Source organism: Flavobacterium polysaccharolyticum, from assembly GCF_038739875.1.
Lineage (GTDB): Bacteria > Bacteroidota > Bacteroidia > Flavobacteriales > Flavobacteriaceae > Flavobacterium > Flavobacterium polysaccharolyticum.
Window position 1 is genome coordinate 90,640 of sequence record NZ_JBCGDP010000003.1, and the last position, 17,914, is coordinate 108,553.

Annotated in this window: 17 protein-coding genes; 11 read left to right on the plus strand and 6 right to left on the minus strand. The window is 32.9% G+C overall.

Annotated elements, in window-relative coordinates; all coding sequences use genetic code 11:
- Positions 1-273: 273 nt before the first annotated feature.
- Positions 274-3,030 (minus strand): pectate lyase family protein, encoded by a 2,757-nt coding sequence (locus tag WFZ86_RS03835; RefSeq protein ID WP_342690706.1) that lies wholly within the window; start codon positions 3,028-3,030, stop codon positions 274-276.
- 825 nt (positions 3,031-3,855) lie between these two features.
- On the minus strand, positions 3,856-4,314 hold the full coding sequence (locus tag WFZ86_RS03840; protein WP_342690707.1) for an Lrp/AsnC family transcriptional regulator: 459 nt from the start codon (positions 4,312-4,314) through the stop codon (positions 3,856-3,858).
- Between the two features lie 372 nt (positions 4,315-4,686).
- On the opposite strand from WFZ86_RS03840, the gene WFZ86_RS03845 reads away from it, so the two are divergent.
- Together WFZ86_RS03845 and WFZ86_RS03850 are read left to right on the plus strand one after the other, a co-directional pair.
- Complete coding sequence (locus WFZ86_RS03845) at positions 4,687-5,895, plus strand: aminotransferase class I/II-fold pyridoxal phosphate-dependent enzyme (RefSeq protein ID WP_342690708.1); 1,209 nt, start codon at positions 4,687-4,689, stop codon at positions 5,893-5,895.
- 147 nt (positions 5,896-6,042) lie between these two features.
- Complete coding sequence (locus WFZ86_RS03850; protein WP_342690929.1) at positions 6,043-6,603, plus strand: DUF6642 family protein; 561 nt, start codon at positions 6,043-6,045, stop codon at positions 6,601-6,603.
- Here the strand turns inward: WFZ86_RS03850 and WFZ86_RS03855 are convergent.
- Entirely contained in the window at positions 6,600-7,130 is a 531-nt protein-coding gene (locus WFZ86_RS03855; RefSeq protein WP_342690709.1) for a DUF4442 domain-containing protein, read from the minus strand. The genes WFZ86_RS03850 and WFZ86_RS03855 overlap by 4 nt on opposite strands.
- A 1-nt stretch (position 7,131) precedes the next feature.
- Entirely contained in the window at positions 7,132-8,082 is a 951-nt protein-coding gene (locus tag WFZ86_RS03860; protein WP_342690710.1) for an NAD(P)H-dependent flavin oxidoreductase, read from the minus strand.
- 369 nt (positions 8,083-8,451) lie between these two features.
- Between WFZ86_RS03860 and WFZ86_RS03865 the strand changes: the two genes are divergently transcribed.
- The 5 genes from WFZ86_RS03865 (at position 8,452) to arsB (ending at position 12,331) form a co-directional block, all read left to right on the plus strand.
- Positions 8,452-9,171 (plus strand): DUF547 domain-containing protein, encoded by a 720-nt coding sequence (locus WFZ86_RS03865; RefSeq protein ID WP_342690711.1) that lies wholly within the window; start codon positions 8,452-8,454, stop codon positions 9,169-9,171.
- Positions 9,172-9,778: 607 nt separating this feature from the next.
- Positions 9,779-10,132, plus strand: coding sequence for an ArsR/SmtB family transcription factor (locus WFZ86_RS03870; protein WP_342690712.1), 354 nt, complete (start codon positions 9,779-9,781; stop codon positions 10,130-10,132).
- Between the two features lie 19 nt (positions 10,133-10,151).
- Entirely contained in the window at positions 10,152-10,622 is a 471-nt protein-coding gene (locus WFZ86_RS03875; protein WP_342690713.1) for a DUF6428 family protein, read from the plus strand.
- 26 nt (positions 10,623-10,648) lie between these two features.
- Positions 10,649-11,263: an arsenate-mycothiol transferase ArsC gene (locus WFZ86_RS03880; RefSeq protein WP_342690714.1), complete on the plus strand. Its 615-nt coding sequence runs from the start codon at positions 10,649-10,651 to the stop codon at positions 11,261-11,263.
- A gap of 3 nt (positions 11,264-11,266) precedes the next feature.
- Entirely contained in the window at positions 11,267-12,331 is a 1,065-nt protein-coding gene (gene arsB / locus WFZ86_RS03885) for an ACR3 family arsenite efflux transporter (protein ID WP_342690715.1), read from the plus strand.
- A gap of 98 nt (positions 12,332-12,429) precedes the next feature.
- Here the strand turns inward: arsB and WFZ86_RS03890 are convergent, their stop codons facing one another.
- Complete coding sequence (locus tag WFZ86_RS03890; protein WP_342690716.1) at positions 12,430-13,494, minus strand: outer membrane beta-barrel protein; 1,065 nt, start codon at positions 13,492-13,494, stop codon at positions 12,430-12,432.
- Between the two features lie 565 nt (positions 13,495-14,059).
- On the opposite strand from WFZ86_RS03890, the gene WFZ86_RS03895 reads away from it, so the two are divergent.
- From WFZ86_RS03895 to WFZ86_RS03910, 4 genes are all read left to right on the plus strand, one after another.
- A complete protein-coding gene (locus WFZ86_RS03895; RefSeq protein WP_342690717.1) occupies positions 14,060-14,356 on the plus strand; it encodes a hypothetical protein in 297 nt (98 codons plus the stop codon).
- A gap of 59 nt (positions 14,357-14,415) precedes the next feature.
- Positions 14,416-16,050, plus strand: a complete 1,635-nt coding sequence (locus WFZ86_RS03900; protein ID WP_342690718.1) for a SulP family inorganic anion transporter — start codon at positions 14,416-14,418, stop codon at positions 16,048-16,050.
- A 17-nt stretch (positions 16,051-16,067) separates the two neighbouring features.
- Positions 16,068-16,703: a carbonate dehydratase gene (can, locus tag WFZ86_RS03905; RefSeq protein ID WP_342690719.1), complete on the plus strand. Its 636-nt coding sequence runs from the start codon at positions 16,068-16,070 to the stop codon at positions 16,701-16,703.
- A 120-nt stretch (positions 16,704-16,823) separates the two neighbouring features.
- Complete coding sequence (locus WFZ86_RS03910; protein ID WP_342690720.1) at positions 16,824-17,270, plus strand: GNAT family N-acetyltransferase; 447 nt, start codon at positions 16,824-16,826, stop codon at positions 17,268-17,270.
- Positions 17,271-17,331: 61 nt separating this feature from the next.
- Here WFZ86_RS03910 and WFZ86_RS03915 read toward each other — a convergent pair whose 3' ends face one another.
- Entirely contained in the window at positions 17,332-17,805 is a 474-nt protein-coding gene (locus WFZ86_RS03915; RefSeq protein ID WP_342690721.1) for a copper resistance protein NlpE, read from the minus strand.
- Between the last annotated feature and the right edge of the window lie 109 nt (positions 17,806-17,914).

Sequence of the window (17,914 nt, forward strand, 5' to 3'; positions counted from 1 at the left end):
ACTAAAGCAAGTGATAATAAAAACATAGCTATGAACGTAAACATTGTGCGATAACATAAAGCATATTTATTTTTAAACCCAAATTCCATATTAGACTTCGTGACGAAACTGATTTGCTAATAAAACAAGAGCTCAAGGACTATTTTAAAAATACAATATTTTGTGTATTGAATTTAAAAACGGATGTAAGCTCTTGTTTTTGAAGAATAGCTCTGTTGTTATAAATTTCTAATGTAGAATTTGGGTTAAAAATAATGGTTAGTTAATTAGGAATTATTTCTTAATAATTTTTTTTATTGTAACACTATTTTCAGTGTGTACTTTTACCAAATAGGTTCCATTGGCAAGATTACTCATATCAATACTTGTATTACTTCCTTGATATGTATTTACTATTGATCCAGTTAAATTATAAACTTCGACTTTTTGAATTGCTTCATCTGAATCAATATTCAAGTCACTAGAAACTGGATTTGGATACAAGGTCAGTTTTGTAGAAACCACATCTTTTTCTAATAAACTATTAGTAGACTCTCGCGCTAAAGTATTAAAAGTCGTACTGATGTAATACAGATTTGCAACAGAACCTTTTGTTATTGTATTTGCTCCTGCTGGAAGCGATACCGTAACAACTCCAGAAACAGCAGTATAAGATACATTATTCACTTTTATTGTTCCTGTAAAATTAGAATCAAATACCAATGTTAATGTCGAAGCCGCAGTTGTATTGTATGTTATAGATGTATTGGACTCCATTTTTAAACGGGCTGTTAATGTTAGTCCAGCATATGTTACAGAACCCGCAGTCGAATTCATATTCCCTGTAATGCTGTAAAATGTACTTGTTTTTCCGGATGTTGTAAAATTATGAATCTGGTTTCCTGTAGCTGTACCAGCAACTGTAATCGTTCCTGATCTTGTAGCCGCTGTTCCGCTTCCAGTTGTAACAATAGAATAAGAAACCGTTGCCGTTGGTGTTCCAGTAATCGTAATGGTTTTAGAAGTGGTGTTTTTTACAAAACTAATACCTGAGGCTGGCAATCCTGTTACCGTAGCATCTGTTGCACTTCCTCCCCAAGTGAAAACAATTGAACTAATTGCTGTTCCACTGCTAACCGTTTGATTATTGTTTGTCGTTGAAGTAAGTGTTTGAGCGCTTACCGTTGTTACTGTAATCGTTCCAGATCCAGTCGCAGCTGTACCAGTGCCTGTAGTAGCAATAGAATAAGAAACTGTTGCCGTTGGTGTTCCTGTAATCGTAATGGTTTTAGCTGTGGTGTTTTTTACAAAAGAAATACCTGAGGCTGGTAATCCTGTTACTGTAGCATCTGTTGCACTTCCCCCCCAAGTGAAAACAATTGAACCAATAGACGTTCCGCTTGTTACAGTTTGATTATTGTTAGTAGTTGAAGAAAGAGTCTGATTACTTACCACATTTGTTTCACCTTGTACTGAAACTAATGTTCCTACATAATTAGTAAGAGCTGATTTTAATGCTGTAATTACTGTAGAAGACACATCATCGACTGAGTTATTAAAGGTCCATTTTAAGTCACCTCCAGAAACACGACCGGAATATTGAACTACCTTACTTTGCGCCACTGCAGGCTGATCGATAACCAGATTTTTAACATAAAACGCTGCATTGGTATCAAAGTTATTATAACTATTAGCTCCTAGCTTTGATTTAATACTACTGCTGATAATTTCTCCTCTAGTTGCAACTTCAACAGCATCAAACTCTATAGGATAATTTGTAGCATTATACGAGACATAACGTGTCTGACCAGTCATAGCATTATTGAACGCTTTGATAGATCCGCCTGCTTCTCCAGAAAAAGTACCTGCAGAATCATAAAAAATATCTGTTCCCTGCTTTGAAGTCAGCATTGGAAATTTACAATTTCGGAAAACATTTCCTTCTATAAATAAAGATGAACCTAATGTAGAACCAGCTCCATATTTTGAATTTCCATCATAATAATTGTTATAAATATGTGCCGAATAATAACGAACCCTTGGATGACGAGAATCAGAATGATCAAACCAGTTGTGATGATAGGTAATATACAAACCCGTTGTTGTTCCTTCACTCAATCCTAAAAGACTGGCTTTTCCACTATCCCAAAAGTGATTGTAGGACAATGTAATATAAGTAGATGATTTATTGTCTAATGCACCATCCCCTTTTATTTGATCCGCATCGCTTCCTGCATCACCATAAAAAAGATCACAATTATGAACCCAAATATGATCGTTATCCTGCTGCATCCCTATGTTATCTCCAGCAGTACTATTACAATTCATAAATCCTATATTCCTAACTTCGATATTTGAAGCCGATTTAAGACGAACCCCCCAGCCATTAGCAACTGCATCATCACCAACACCTTCAAAAGTGACATAACTTGAGGCATTATTGTCATTTTCAATAACGACATCACCCCCTTCCATAACAGTCATATCTGTAATATTTCCTATCAGACGAATAATGAACGGACGAGTATCCATTCCTTTTTTAATGGCATACAAAATATTTTGCAAACCAACACATGGGTTAGCACTTGCCCCGGTAATATTCATTGAAATAGTGTTTTTAGTATTCTGAGAGATATAAAGGATTACGGCATTATCCTTTGGAGTTCCATCAGCCTTATATGCTCCCGGAATACGACCACCATCAAAGGCAAAGCCATTACGATCATGAGCTAAAACAGTTAGAGTACCTGTTGTAGTACCCGTTCCTTCAACGCCTGAAATAACTGGTTTAACTTTTACAGTATAAGTTCCTGCCTTAAGCCCCAGAATATCGGCGCGAAAGTAAGAACCATAACTGCGGATCAACTGATTATCAATTTTTTGGTCTGTAAAACCATTTCCGGTATAATAAACATTATATGTTTGAGCATTACTCAAGGGCTGCCATTTTACAAAAGCGGATTCCAGCCAGCCAGCTGCCTCATTAATTTGCTGTGACCATGTTTGCATTGAAACAAACAAAACGATCAATAAAAATAGTTTTTTTCTCATTTGTAGTTTGGGTTAATTAATAGTTATTTAAAGTGTTTTTTGTTTTTTTATCAATACAAAAAATGTAATCGATTACATAAAAATAAACATTATTTTGATATTCATAATATTTTAAAACTAAAAAAACATATTTAACAAAAAAATATCTTATAAATATCAGATATGTAATTTATCACACAATACTATAAGTAACTACATATACATAAAAATCTTATTACACCTGACCTCATGAGTTTTCAAAAATCGATATTTAAAAAAATAACTAAAACTTATTATTTTGTTCAAAAAAATTCGATTTACTTTTGAAAGAAAATAATATAAGAAAAAACTTAATCAAGCGATTAAGTTTTTTCAAAATCAAAAAAAATTACATTAGGAGCCAAACTACCGATGTGTTGCACTAACAGATAATGAAAAGACAGAAAGAAGTTACACAAATGTCATTGATGATTATTCTACAAAGTAAATAAGACTCTAATTAGAAAAGTATGTAAGTTAAGGATGTGAATGTCAAAAAATAACCAATGGACTGCTAACAAAATAATTGCAAAAACCTATAACATCACCCAAGAAAAAAGCGTGTCTGAGATTTTGACAATATATCCGAAAGATTGACTTCAAACTTGCATCGGGATCGAAAACAAATACTTGTTATTAAGTAACTCAATAACATTTAACCCTCCAAAGGAGTTGATGTTTTCTAAAGCTATTGTAATTTATGCTTTGAGAAATTTCAGGGTAGAAAAAAACTTTCACTTATTATCTATTTGGCTTTTACTCTTCCTATAAATAGCGTTGACATATTTAAGGAAATGCAATTATGAATCAAAAACCAATTACAGTTGTGTTTTTTACTTCGCTAATCATAAAGGTGCTTTGTGTACTTCCAATGTGTTGAAGCGTGGTGAGTTTGGTCACCAAAAACTCGCGATAGGCTTCCATATCTTTTACTAAAACTTTGAGAATATAATCATAATCACCACTCACGTGATGGCATTCTAGGACTTCGTCTAGTTGTATCACTTCGTTTTCGAATCGGGTGAGGAATTCCTTGGTGTGTTGTACTAATTTTAAATGACAAAAAACAACAAATCCTTTTTCTACTTTGGATTTATCTACTAAAGCAACATACTTACTAATGACACCCTCTCGCTCTAACTTCTTGATGCGCTCATAGACTGCGGTTACCGAAAGATTAAGTTTTAAAGACAATTCTTTGGTTGTTTTCTTACTATCGGTTTGGAGTAAAATCAAGAGTTTTTTATCAATAGCATCTAAGGTCATAGCTTTATTAAGGGTTGAAGGGTTTGTGGTTTATCGTTTGTTGTTTAGAGTTTAGAGTTTAAAAGTTTTGGGATTTGGTTTTTGGGATTTAGAGTTGTTTCTGTTGTGAAAAAAAATCTATCTATACAGTATTTGAATGACAAAAATAGAAATATAATCTATATTAATAATTAATTAAAGATTTAAAAACTATAATTAAATCATGCTATTGATTAATAATCTACCTATTTGTTATTTTGGTGTGGTTCTCAACAAAAAAGCCTAGCCCCGATAGCAGCGGCATCCTTTGCCTTTTTCCTTTAAAAAGGCAAAGATATAGCGGATAGCGGGAGGAGCTCCTAATAAAAACAATAACTAAACAAAATATCGACTATGAAAAATAACGATTTTAACCCAGCAGATAATATTCAGGATTTACAGTATTTTGGGGAATTTGGAGGCGTAAATCCTTCAATATCTGACTCTTCTACCTACACTTTTTTATCTGCCAAAACGATGTTTGACACCTTTGAGGGCAATATGGAAGGTTGTTATTTGTATTCTCGTCATTCCTCCCCTAGTAACTTGTATTTAGACCAAGCGCTAGCAGCTATGGAAGGAACGGAAGCGGCCAATGTTTCGGCTTCGGGAATGGGAGCCATTACGCCAACACTTTTGCAATTATGTGGTGTGGGCGACCATATTGTATCAAGCCGCACGATTTATGGTGGAACCTATGCTTTTCTAAAAAATTTTACGCCGCGTTTAGGCATTGAAACGACCTTTGTGGACATCACAAAACTAGAGGTTGTAGAAGCGGCGATTACGCCAAAAACCAAAGTATTGTATTGCGAAACGGTAAGTAACCCGTTGCTAGAAGTAGCCGATATTGCGGGATTGTCAGCAGTCGCCAAAAAACACAACTTAACTTTGGTAGTCGATAATACTTTTTCACCACTTTCAGTTTCTCCTGCCCGTTTGGGAGCTGATGTTGTGATTCATAGTTTGACCAAATACATCAATGGAAGTAGCGATACCGTTGGCGGTGTAACTTGTGCAAGTCGCGAATTTATCAATAGTTTGAAAAATGTAAATACAGGAGCAAGTATGCTTTTGGGACCTACAATGGACAGTCTTCGCTCGGCTAGTGTGATGAAAAATCTTCGAACACTTCATATTAGAATGAAGCAACACAGCTACAATGCACAATATTTGGCTGAACGATTTGAAAGAGACGGTTTAAAAACAGTTTATCCTGGTTTAGCCAGTCATCCGAGTCATCAACTCTACAAAAATATGATCAATCCTGAATACGGCTTTGGCGGAATGATGACTATTGATGTTGGAAATTTAGCAACTGCTAATACCTTAATGGAGTTGATGCAAGAACGTAATCTAGGGTATTTGGCTGTGAGTTTAGGCTTTTATAAAACCTTGTTTAGCGCACCTGGCACCTCAACATCAAGCGAAATTCCATTGGAAGAACAAACCGAAATGGGACTTACAGATGGTTTGATTCGTTTTTCAATTGGACTAGACAACGACATTGAAAGAACTTACCAAAGTATGAAACAATGTATGCGAGAATTGAATGTTTTATAATACTCTCGATAACTTTTATACATCCGTTACTTCACTGTAACGGATTTTTTTTGATAAAAATTCTCTTTTGAAAGAAGAATGATTTCCACAAAAAATCAGAATCCCAAAAAGAAAGAATATTTTTGTAGTCTATTTAGACGATACATTATGCACCAAGAAAAGTTTATTTTCTGCCTCGAAGGAGTTCCTGATGCAGCAATTGAGCAACAAACAGCGGTAATCAAAAACCTTGAAAGAATGGCTTTCGAACAAGGTTTAACGAGTATTTACAAAACTTGTGACACGATTGAAGGCCTTGAAGAAAGTTTGAGTACCTTACTTTATGACGATAACAATTTTCAGGCATATGAAATCATTTACTTGGTGATGCCTGGAGAAGCCAACAGCATTTGCTTGAACGATTACTTTTATAGTTTGGAAGAAATTGCAGAACTATTTGAAGGCAAAATGAAAGGTAAAATCATTCACTTTGCCAATGCAAAAGCACTAGACTTAGACGAAGAAGAAGCCCAATACTTTTTGGATATTACAGGAGCTCGAGCTGTTTCGGGCTACGGTTTAGCCTCAACCCAAATAAGCAGCCATTTACTCGACAAAACTTTTTTTGATTTGTGCCAAAAAGAAGACGACATCACGGACGTAGTAGAAAGACTGTTCGAAAAACAATACGCTTTGTGTCAGCTTTTGGATTTTAGGTTGTACTATTAAGAGGTTTCTTTTGAGGCTTTCTTTTTTTGTAGTTTTTGCTTGTAATGCACTTTGCTACTGATGTAAATAGTTTTCTCTAACTCTGTAAAAACTTCTTGATTGGCATTGGTAATCATCAGTTGTTTGACGTAGTTCACCTCATTTTCTTCAGCAACTTTTTGTTGAATTTCGGCAATTTCATCACTGGTGAAATGAAAGTCAGCATAGGCCACACTAAAAGCAGGTTTTCGGAATCGAATAACAGAAGCTTTATCCCAAACCACATAGTCTTTTCCTAAAATTTGCATAAGTTGAATCATATAAATTGGATCGGTTGCTGCGAACAAACTTCCTCCAAAAATGGAACCAACATAATTTTTGTTTTTATAACTCAAAGGAATCTTGACACGAACCGTATGCAAATCTTTTGAAACATGAATAATTTTTCCGCAACTTCTTCGGTACATTGGCGACCAGTTGAATAAAACCTTGAACAAGGTTGCCTTTTCTACAAATTGATTAAGAGTTAAATAAATCTTTTCGTACATACTAACCAACCAATTTTTGAACAATCTGTTGCACTGGTAAAATAGCAGTTGTATCTTCTATACTAGGTCCAGCAACCCAAACGGTTTTGTAAGTTACTTGAGTCGCTGCTTTTTCGGTGGCTTTCATCCCGATATAAAAACGAATCATTTTTACCCATTTTTTTAAGCTCTTATTTTTATTTAAAAGTGTTTCAATCCAAGTTTGCTTTGTACCCACTTTTTGCACATAAGGCGTATTAATCACTGTACACGGAGTACCCGAAATACGTTCTGTCATAATAATATCTTTGGCACCATAATCCACACAAGCTTGTTTGTATTCTTGAGAAACTCCAGCTTCGTTTGAGGCTATAAATGGGCTACCAACAGAAACACCAACTGCACCATAGCCAAGCATTTTATCTAAATCTGCTTTGCTTCCTACTCCACCAGCAGAAATTACAGGCAAATTGGTTTGCTCATTCAATAATTTAATTAATGCTTCTGGATCTATATTTCCACGGTGTCCGCCTGCTTGATTATTTACTGCAATAATCGCATCGGCACCAAGACTCTCTACTTTTTTGGCAAAAGCTAAATCAGTAACATCACAAAAAACCTTGATACCAACTTTGTGAGCTTCAGCAATTGTTTCCTCAGGTGAACCCAAAGAAGTAATAATAAAATCTACGCCTTCTTCACACAAAACACGCAATTGTTCTTTGTATTTTACATTTGATTTATTGACAATCAAATTATATCCAAAACTACCACCTGAAACTTTGGCTTGCTTTAACTCAATGATAGAAGTTCGCAACTCCTCGAGCGTACGATAATTCAATGCGGGAATGCAAGCTGCAATTCCACTCTTCATTCCTTCGATTACCATTTTTGTATTGGATACCAAAAACATAGGAGCCATAATCACTGGATGAGTGATTTGCAAAAGTGATTGTAAAGACTGTTTTTCCATACTATAGATTTTTATTGGAATCAAAAATAGAAAAAGAAAACGATATATTATGCATGCATATAAAATAAATGAAATCGTTTTCGTATACCTTGCATCAAAACAGAAAAAATAAAAAAAATCAATTCACTATTTGATGTCAAAATAACACAAAACTATCATATTTATATGTGATTTTTAGAATTTTAAAAACAATACTTCAACAAAAAAATAAAATTAAAAACAGATATGCAGTAGCATAAAATTGATTTCAATTTGAGCACTAAATATTAAGCCAGATAAACAATAATTTTTTCAAAAAAAATTAGTTTATTTGCGCGATTATACGTAAATACTCAATACCACTATAAACCAAGCAAATACAAATTTAATATGAAGAAAATTTTACTAGTTGTTTCATTTTTAATCATCACCTCATTTTCGCAAGCACAGACTTTAACCGATTTCTTCGAACAAACCAATGAATTTTTGAAGAAAAATGTTTCTCCAGAGGGAAAAGTAAATTACGCTCAACTAAAGAAAAGTCCAGGAGAATTAATTTATATTTTGGAAAATATTTCTAAATTAAAAACAGAATTTAAAACCAAAGAAGAAGCTAAAGCATTTTGGATAAACGCATACAACTTATTAGTCATCAAAGCAGTGGTTGAGAAACTTCCAATTGTATCTGTAAATACAATTCCTGGTTTTTTCAACGAAAAAACATTTATAGTAGCCAAACAAGAATTGACTCTTGACGACATTGAAAACACGATTTTAAGAGAAATCATTGCTGATGCTGGAGTTCATTTTGTGTTATGCAAAGGGACAAACGGCGATGCTCCACTTTTAAACGCTGCCTATACTCCGGAACAAGTAAACGATCAAATAAAACAACGTGCTAAGTTTTATATAAACGATAAAGATTTTTACAGAATTTTCAAAAACACCAATTCTATTGAATTACCTAAAATGTTCGAAAGATACAAAGGTGATTTTGTAACCGGGTATTTTAACGAAATTGACTTCATCAATATCTTTTTGGAAAAAAAAATAGAAACTACCTATAAAGTAATGACTCGTGCATATGATTGGTCATTGAATGGAAAATAATTTCTAATTCAAAAACAGAAAAAGGGCAGTTCATGTGAACTGCCCTTTTTTATTTAAAACCCTTGATTAATTAGACACAAAACTATCTTGTATAAGGAAAATAAGCTACCAAAGCCCTAAAACCAGCTGTTTTTTGAATTTTATCTTTAGTATCAATATTATCCTTTAAAAGTACCGGAACACTGTACAAAAGGCTTCTCCATTTTCATGCTTTCAGCTCTATACCTATACTTTAGCAATAGCATTGGAAACCATTTTTATCTACTGCTTGAATCTGATTAAAATTAGCTTGAGTAATGCCTTCTATAGATTTTTTTTGCGATAGCCTTCTTGCAAAGTTATAATATTCATTTCATCTCCTAGTTCCAATTCTACTTTCTTTTAAGCATACAAACCATAGGTAAGCTGAATAATAACAGTCGTAAAAACAAAACAAATTTTAGAACATAAACAGTTTTTTTCTATGTTTTAAGTTTAAAAAAAAATAGAAATACCTCGTCCTAATTATCAAAAGCCAACCCAATCAAAGAAAACTCATTTTTTTTTATCATTAATAAATAGGTCAACACATTTATATATCGTAATATTGCAATATTAAAATATAACAATGGGCGCATCTAAAACAGAACATTTTACAGAGTATCAAAATCAAATTGCTCTTTTAGCTAAAGCTATGGGACACCCAGCACGTATAGCCATTTTAGAATTCCTGCTAAAATCTAAGTCTTGCATTTGTGGAGACATCGTAAATGAACTTCCTCTAGCACAACCTACTATTTCTCAACACTTAAAAGAACTAAAAAATGCTGGACTTATAAAAGGAAATATTGAAGGCAATGCTATTTGCTATTGCATCAATGAAGAAGGATTTGAAAAAATCAAGACTTTTTTTGAAACCTTAACTTCCAAATCAAATTCTAACTTATCGAGCGAATGCAATCCAAACGAAACTTGTTGCTAAACTTTTAAAATAAATAATCATGAAACTTTCAGAAGTAAAATCAATTTTAGAAAAACTAGAGGATGTTAACTTTAGTTTACCCAACGGACAAATGGTACCTATTCATTTTCATGTGACAGAAGTTGGAATCATAACCAAAAAATTCATTGATTGCGGCGGAACGGTACGTGAAGAAAAGGTCGTTAATTTTCAATTATGGAATGCCAATGATACCGATCACCGACTAAAACCAAGCAAATTACTAAACATCATCGATCTCTCCGAAAAAGTACTTGGAATTGATGATCTAGAAATTGAAGTAGAATACCAAAACGAGACTATCGGCAAGTATGATATAGGATTCAATGGCAATCATTTTTTATTGTTAAGTAAGCAAACCAATTGTTTAGCACAAGATAACTGTGGCATTCCAGCCGAAAAACAACATATTTCTCTACAAGAACTGACTACTTCAAAAAATTCTTGCATTCCTGGAGGTAGTTGTTGCTAATACATATCACATTTAAATTCTATTTTATGTTTCCAAAAATTAAATCAACTATAGAACAACTCAGTTTTGACACCATTTCCGAGGAAAGAAAACAAGTTTTAGCACCACTTGTTCAATTCATCCAATCTAAAACAAACAGTGGATTAGCTATTCGCCTCAACTTCATTTGTACCCACAATTCTAGAAGAAGTCATTTGTCTCAAGTTTGGGCTCAAACTGCTGCTGCATATTACAATATCAAAAATGTATTTTGTTATTCTGGCGGTACAGAAGCAACTGCTTTATTTCCAAAAGTAGCCGAAACCTTGACCAATTCAGGATTTGAAATAAAAGTTATCAGCAAAGGAGATAATCCAATTTACACTATAAAATTTAACACTAATGATTACCCCATAATCGGATTCTCAAAAAATTATGAAGACGATTTTAATCCTCAAAGCGAATTTGCTGCCATTCTAACCTGCTCGCAAGCAGATGGTGGATGTCCTTTTATTGCTGGGGCCGAAAAAAGAATCCCTATCACTTTTGAGGATCCAAAAGCTTTTGATGATACCCCTTTACAAGCAGAAAAATATCAAGAAAGAAGCCTACAAATTGCTACCGAGTTACTGTATGTTTTTAGTCAAATTAAATCATTATAATTTATGTCAGCAAATAATTGCACACCTGTTGTTGCTCGAAAAAAACTTGGTTTTTTAGATAAAAATTTAACACTGTGGATTTTCTTAGCTATGGCTTTAGGCGTAAGTATTGGGTATTTCATTCCTTCGAGTAGCACTTTCATCAATTCCTTTTCAAGTGGAACCACTAATATCCCATTAGCCATTGGATTGATTATTATGATGTACCCACCTCTAGCAAAAGTAAACTATAGCAAAATAAATGAGGTCTTCCAAAACACCAAAGTACTTGGAACTTCATTATTCTTGAACTGGATTATTGGACCAATTTTGATGTTTTTCTTAGCTTTAATCTTCTTAAATGGCTATCCAGAATATATGATTGGTGTTATCCTAATCGGACTAGCAAGATGTATTGCAATGGTTGTTGTTTGGAACGATTTGGCAGACGGAAACAGAGAATATGCTGCTGGTTTAATCGCCTTAAACAGTATATTTCAAGTCTTACTATACAGTATATATGCTTACCTATTCATTTCAGTGTTCCCTCCCTATTTTGGCTATTCAGGTTTTGATGTAGCCATCAGTATTGGTCAAATTGCAGAAAGTGTTGGCATTTATCTAGGAATTCCATTTGCACTGGGAATAATAAGTGGATATAGCTTAATTGCCCTGAAAGGACAAGAATGGTTTGATAAAAAATACATACCAATGATTTCTCCAATTACTTTAATTGCACTTTTATTTACAATTGTAATAATGTTTAGTCTTAAAGGAGAATTAATTGTTCAAATCCCACTTGATGTAGTCCGAATTGCTATACCTCTTGTAATCTACTTCAGCCTGATGTTTGTTCTTAGCTTTTTTGCAGGCAAATATTTTGGTGCCGATTATTCTAAAGCTACTGCGATTGCTTTTACTGCAACTGGAAACAATTTCGAACTAGCCATTGCTGTTAGTATTGGGGTTTTTGGCATTAATAGCGGACAAGCTTTTGCAGGAGTTATTGGACCATTAGTAGAAGTTCCAGCATTAATAGCATTAGTTAATTTAGCTTTTTGGTTTAGGAAAAAATATTTTACCAACTAAACAAAAATACTGCTTGATTTCAATGGAAATCAAGCAGTATAAAAAAACTGTCACAACACTTTAAAAAGTGTCATGACAGAAAAAAAAATAGCTTGTGATTAGAAGGAGTAAGTAGTCGCAAATAAGATATTACCCGCAGAACTAGAAGCTACACCATTACTTTTAAAGAAAATATCTTTTGAAGAAGAATCAAATCGAATCTCTGGAATGAAAGTAAAATTTCCTTCTTTGAAATTAAGTGATAATGTATTAGCAAAAACATTATTATCAATTACAGCGTATTTTGCAGCATCTTTATCGTCAAAATATTCAATTCTATATGCCAAACTTACTTTATCAGTAAATGAATAGTTAGCATAACCCACTAAAGCAAACCAACTAGCATCAAGTGAACTATCTGCATCATCTTTCAAAGAAGCATAAGTTCCATTAAACCCTAAAGCAAATTTGTCACCTAATTTTTTAGTAGCCACAATATCATACTGCGTGGTATTTGTATCAGAGGCTGGATTGTTACTTCCAGAAGTAAAGTTCAAGTAAACAGCTCCAGTTTCTCCAGTATAAGAAAGTTGAGCTATATACGTTTTTTGATCCGTTCCACTATCTAATGCTGTTTTGAAATCGGTTGGATTAGTAATACCTGCCATCAATCCAAATTTACCAGCAGTATACTGTGCTTTAACCCCTGTATTAAAAAAAGGTCCATTGGTAAATGCATACGACATACTGTAGTTTTTATTATCAACAGCATCCACTAATTCATAACCAACATGTGTAGCAAAACTACCAGCAATTATTTTAAACTTATCTGATAATTCATAAGTAAAATTCAATTGTTTAATTAAGAAAGTAGCATTATCATTTGGTGATGTATCATTATATGAAAAATCAGCAGCTCTTTTACCAAATCCTAGATCAACAAACACAGAGGCTTTACCAAACTTGTGTGACGCTTCGATAGAAGCCATACCTAGTTCAAAAGAATTACTAGAATTGGTAAAACTGGTTTTATTGTTTGCTATATTATTAGCAAAATCATATTTATAATAAGCATCGGCAGAACCGGCAAAAGTTGTTGTTGGAGGCGTTTTTGTTCCTTCCTCTTGAGCTAAAATTAAGTTAGACGTAAGCAATAAAGCTAAAATTAAGGTGGCTTTTTTCATGTGCATTTAATTTTGGTTAAAATTTCAATTATTTGGTTATTGTTTTTTGGTATTCGAAATGATTTTAGCTAAAAATCGAACCTAAAAGAAAGTACCTTTTGTAGGTTTTTTTTCCTTTTTCTTTGACGAATTTATTACCTTTTTTTCTAACAACTCCTAAAAAAAAATAACTTTTTGCCGATTTTGATAAAGAATTATCAAATCAAAAATTTCAATAAAAAATAATATCAATATGCTATTTAAAGAGCTAATTTTTAAAAAAACAATAATGGGCACTTGAATGGAATTTTAACTTTTTGTTACACAAAATCACTAAAACAAAGGGTTTTGTTTTAAAAAATTATATTAAAAAAAATAATACCCCCTAAAAAAATAGGGGTGTCTATAAAAATATATAATTTTAATCAATTTTAAAAATCATCAAAAAGGGTGAGTAAAAAAATAAAACATAAAGTCTAAAAGTCATTTCTTGAAGCATCAGTCCATAACGATTTACTATATTTTCAACTTCATTGTATGCCCCTTTATTTAATTCTGTATTTTTACAACTCAATTACGCAAAAAAATGAAGCCATTTGCCACCCTATTATTATTATTTTTCATCTTGTTTCTATTCAAGCCCTCAATTGTTTCAATTATTGAAAAGAAAACAACCATTAGCTTCACAAAAGAAGCAATAGAAGAAGATGATACTAATGAAGAAAAAAAAATAGCTTCTTTTGAACAACCAATAGAGATTAATATTCCCAAAAAAACAATAAATACATCTTCCAAAAGAAGCAGTATGGAGGTTTTTTCGTTTTCTAACAATCCTATTCAGAAAATAAACACACCTCCTCCTCAGAAAGCCCGATTAGTCTAAATAAGAACATTTTTAGATGTGTAAAAAACATCTTTTTAACTAATTTATTTCTGAATTAAATGTCAAAAAACGTAAATTTATTTACCAACCTTAACTCTGACTTTGCCGCGGGGTTAGTGGTTTTTTTAGTAGCCTTACCCTTGTGCTTAGGTATCGCAATGGCTTCTGGTGCACCATTATTTTCTGGTATTATATCAGGAGTAATTGGAGGAATTATCGTGGGTTACTTTAGCCAATCACATATAAGTGTATCAGGTCCTGCCGCAGGATTAACTGCGATAGTACTAACCTCCATAACCGATCTTAAAGCTTTTGACGTCTTTTTATTAGCTGTTTTTTTAGCAGGTGTAATACAACTTTTATTAGGTTTTATCAAAGCAGGAAGTATTTCAAATTATTTTCCAAACAATGTAATTGAAGGCATGCTGGCCGGTATCGGAATTATTATTATTTTAAAACAATTACCCCATGCGGTTGGTTATGACACCGACTTTGAAGGTGATGAAGCCTTTTTCCAAACCGATGGAGGCAATACTTTTTCTTCACTTTTAGGTTTCTTCGATTATATTCAATTAGGCTCAATAGTTATAACACTAATTTCGCTTACAATATTAATTGCATGGGACAAACTTCCTGCTCTAAAAAAACTAAAACTAATTCCTGGCGCCCTGGTTGCTGTAGTTGTAGGTGTAATTTTAAATGAAATATTCATAGCAAGTGATAGTACCTTAGCAATTCAAAAAGAACATTTAGTTTCTCTACCCATTCCAACATCCTTTGAAGAATTTAAAAACATACTTATCACTCCAAATTTTTCGAGTATAACCAATCAAAAGGTATGGATTGTAGCTCTAACCATAGCTATTGTTGCTTCGATAGAAACGTTATTATGCATTGAAGCCGCCGACAGAATGGATTTACAGAAAAGATACACCAATCCCAATGTAGAATTAAAAGCTCAAGGAATTGGAAATATTATAAGCTCACTTTTAGGAGGTTTACCAATGACATCTGTTGTGGTTAGGACTTCCGCTAACAATAATGCAGGAGCCAAATCAAAAATGGCCGCTATTATTCACGGCGTTTTACTATTAATTAGCGTAATCGCGATTCCGTCTATTCTAAATAAAATTCCACTAGCGACTCTTGCAGCAATTCTATTATTAGTAGGATACAAACTAGCCAAACCAGCCACTTTTCTTCATTTTTGGCATTATGGAAAATATCAATTTACTCCATTTATAGCTACTTTACTAGCAGTAGTGTTTACTGATTTACTAAAAGGCGTCGCCTTAGGCATTGTCATCAGCATCCTATTCGTGTTGAGAGGAAACTTAAAAAGAGCCTATAGTTTCAGAAAAGAAATTTATGAAGACGGAGATATTATCCATATTGATTTAGCCCAAGAAGTTTCCTTTTTAAATAAAGCAGCTATCAAATCAACTTTGGCTAAAATCCCTGAAAACTCAAAAGTAGTTATCGACGCCAAAGAGACTATATATATAGCTCATGATGTTTTAGATTTGATTACTGAATTTAAAGAAATCAGATCTAAAGATCTCAATATTAAAGTTAAATTAAAAAACTTTAAAGATGAATATCGACTTGAAAACACAGAAAACCCTAATCATGTCACCGTTGAACATCATTATGATTTTGTAAAACGCAAAATGGTAGAAAAAGAAACCTTTTAAATCAATTAGTAAAAAAAATGAGTGATTTTTATAAAAAAATACTAGACAACAACAAAGAATGGGTTGAACAATCTTTAGCTAAAGATCCTAATTATTTTCAAGATTTAGCCAAAGGACAAACCCCACCCTTGCTATGGATTGGATGTTCTGACAGTCGTGTTCCTGCAAACGAAATCATTGGTGCTAAACCAGGCGAAGTTTTTGTTCATAGAAATATTGCTAACATGGTAGTTCATACCGATATGAACATGCTAAGTGTATTGGATTATGCCGTTAATGTCTTAAAAGTAAAACACGTTTTGGTTTGTGGTCATTATGGTTGCGGTGGAATCAAAGCTGCTATGGGAAATAGTTCTATTGGAATTATAGATAACTGGATTCGACACATCAAAGACGTATATCGCTTACATTATGAATACCTAGATTCTATAGAAGATGAAGAAAAACGATTCAATACTTTTGTAGAAATAAATGTAAAAGAACAAGTCTTTGATTTAGCCAAAACATCCATTGTTCAATCAGCATGGAAAAATGGACAAGAACTTACTTTACACGGATGGGTTTATGGTTTGAATTCTGGATTTGTAACTGATTTGCAGGTCAACATTAGTTCAAACAAAGATTTAGATGAAGTGTACCAATTAAAGTTCTAAACTTATCCCATACAAAACACATTAAGAGAAATTATAACAATTTCTCTTTTTTTTTATGTATATCCAGAATTTTGTCGGAATAAAAATAAAATTGTAATTTTATTAACAAAACAAACCGTTATGATTAGAAAAGCCACCCTCACCGACATTGATGCATTAACTATTTTATTTGATCAATATTTAGTTTTTTATAAAAAACCATCCGATATCAAAACGCATAAAAACTTTTTAACAGAACGACTAGAAAATAACGACGCCATTGTATTTATGGCTTTTGATGAAGAAAATAAAGCCATAGGATTTGCTTTAAATTATATTACCTTTTCTTCGCTGTTGCTAAGCAAAATTTTGATTCTAAACGATTTATTTGTTGATTCTTCTATCCGAAAAAAAGGTACTGCAAGAGCATTAATTGAGGAAACAAAAAAATTTGCACAAGAAATTGGCTCACCCATTATTCGCCTTCGAACAGCAAAAAATAATTTTGTGGCGCAAAATTTATATCAGAAAATGGGTTTTGTTCGCGACGAACATTTGTACGGTTATGATTTAACATTAACCAAATAGCATTAAAAAAAGCTCAACATCTAATTTCAAATGTTGAGCTTTTTTTTTCAAAAAGGAAGGCCTACTTTTTTTGAAGGATATATTTCGAAGCTAAACTTCCTTCTACTACTTTACCTTGCCTATCCATTTGAACCAAATGATTTTCGCCTACTTTATATTGATTTGGCTTATATTCTAAACCATGCAAAACAATTACAGATCCTGATTCATCCCAAGAAAAAGTTCCTTTTTCTGTATTAATTTTTTCAGCACCTTTACCAACATACTTAGTTTTCAAAACAAAAGTTTTATCTTTTCTTAAAACTAGTTCAATCTCTATACCTTTACAATTAGCACAAGGTGTTATTCCTGCATACACTCCATCCCAATCCAATGACGTCTCTGAATTATCATCTGCATAAATAGTGTCGAGTGGCATTCCTGCAACTGAATCTGCTTTAATTTCGGTAAGGTTGGTTGACGTGTCTTTGTCTTCCTTTTTACAAGAAAAACAAAACAAAAATATAATTACAAATAGAATGGGGATTTGCTTCATTTTAAAATAGTATTAATTAATAAAATAAATAAGTCATGAATTTAGGACTTTAAACTCACAAAACACAGTAAGACTCTATTTTAATTATTTTTATGACTTAGAAATAACT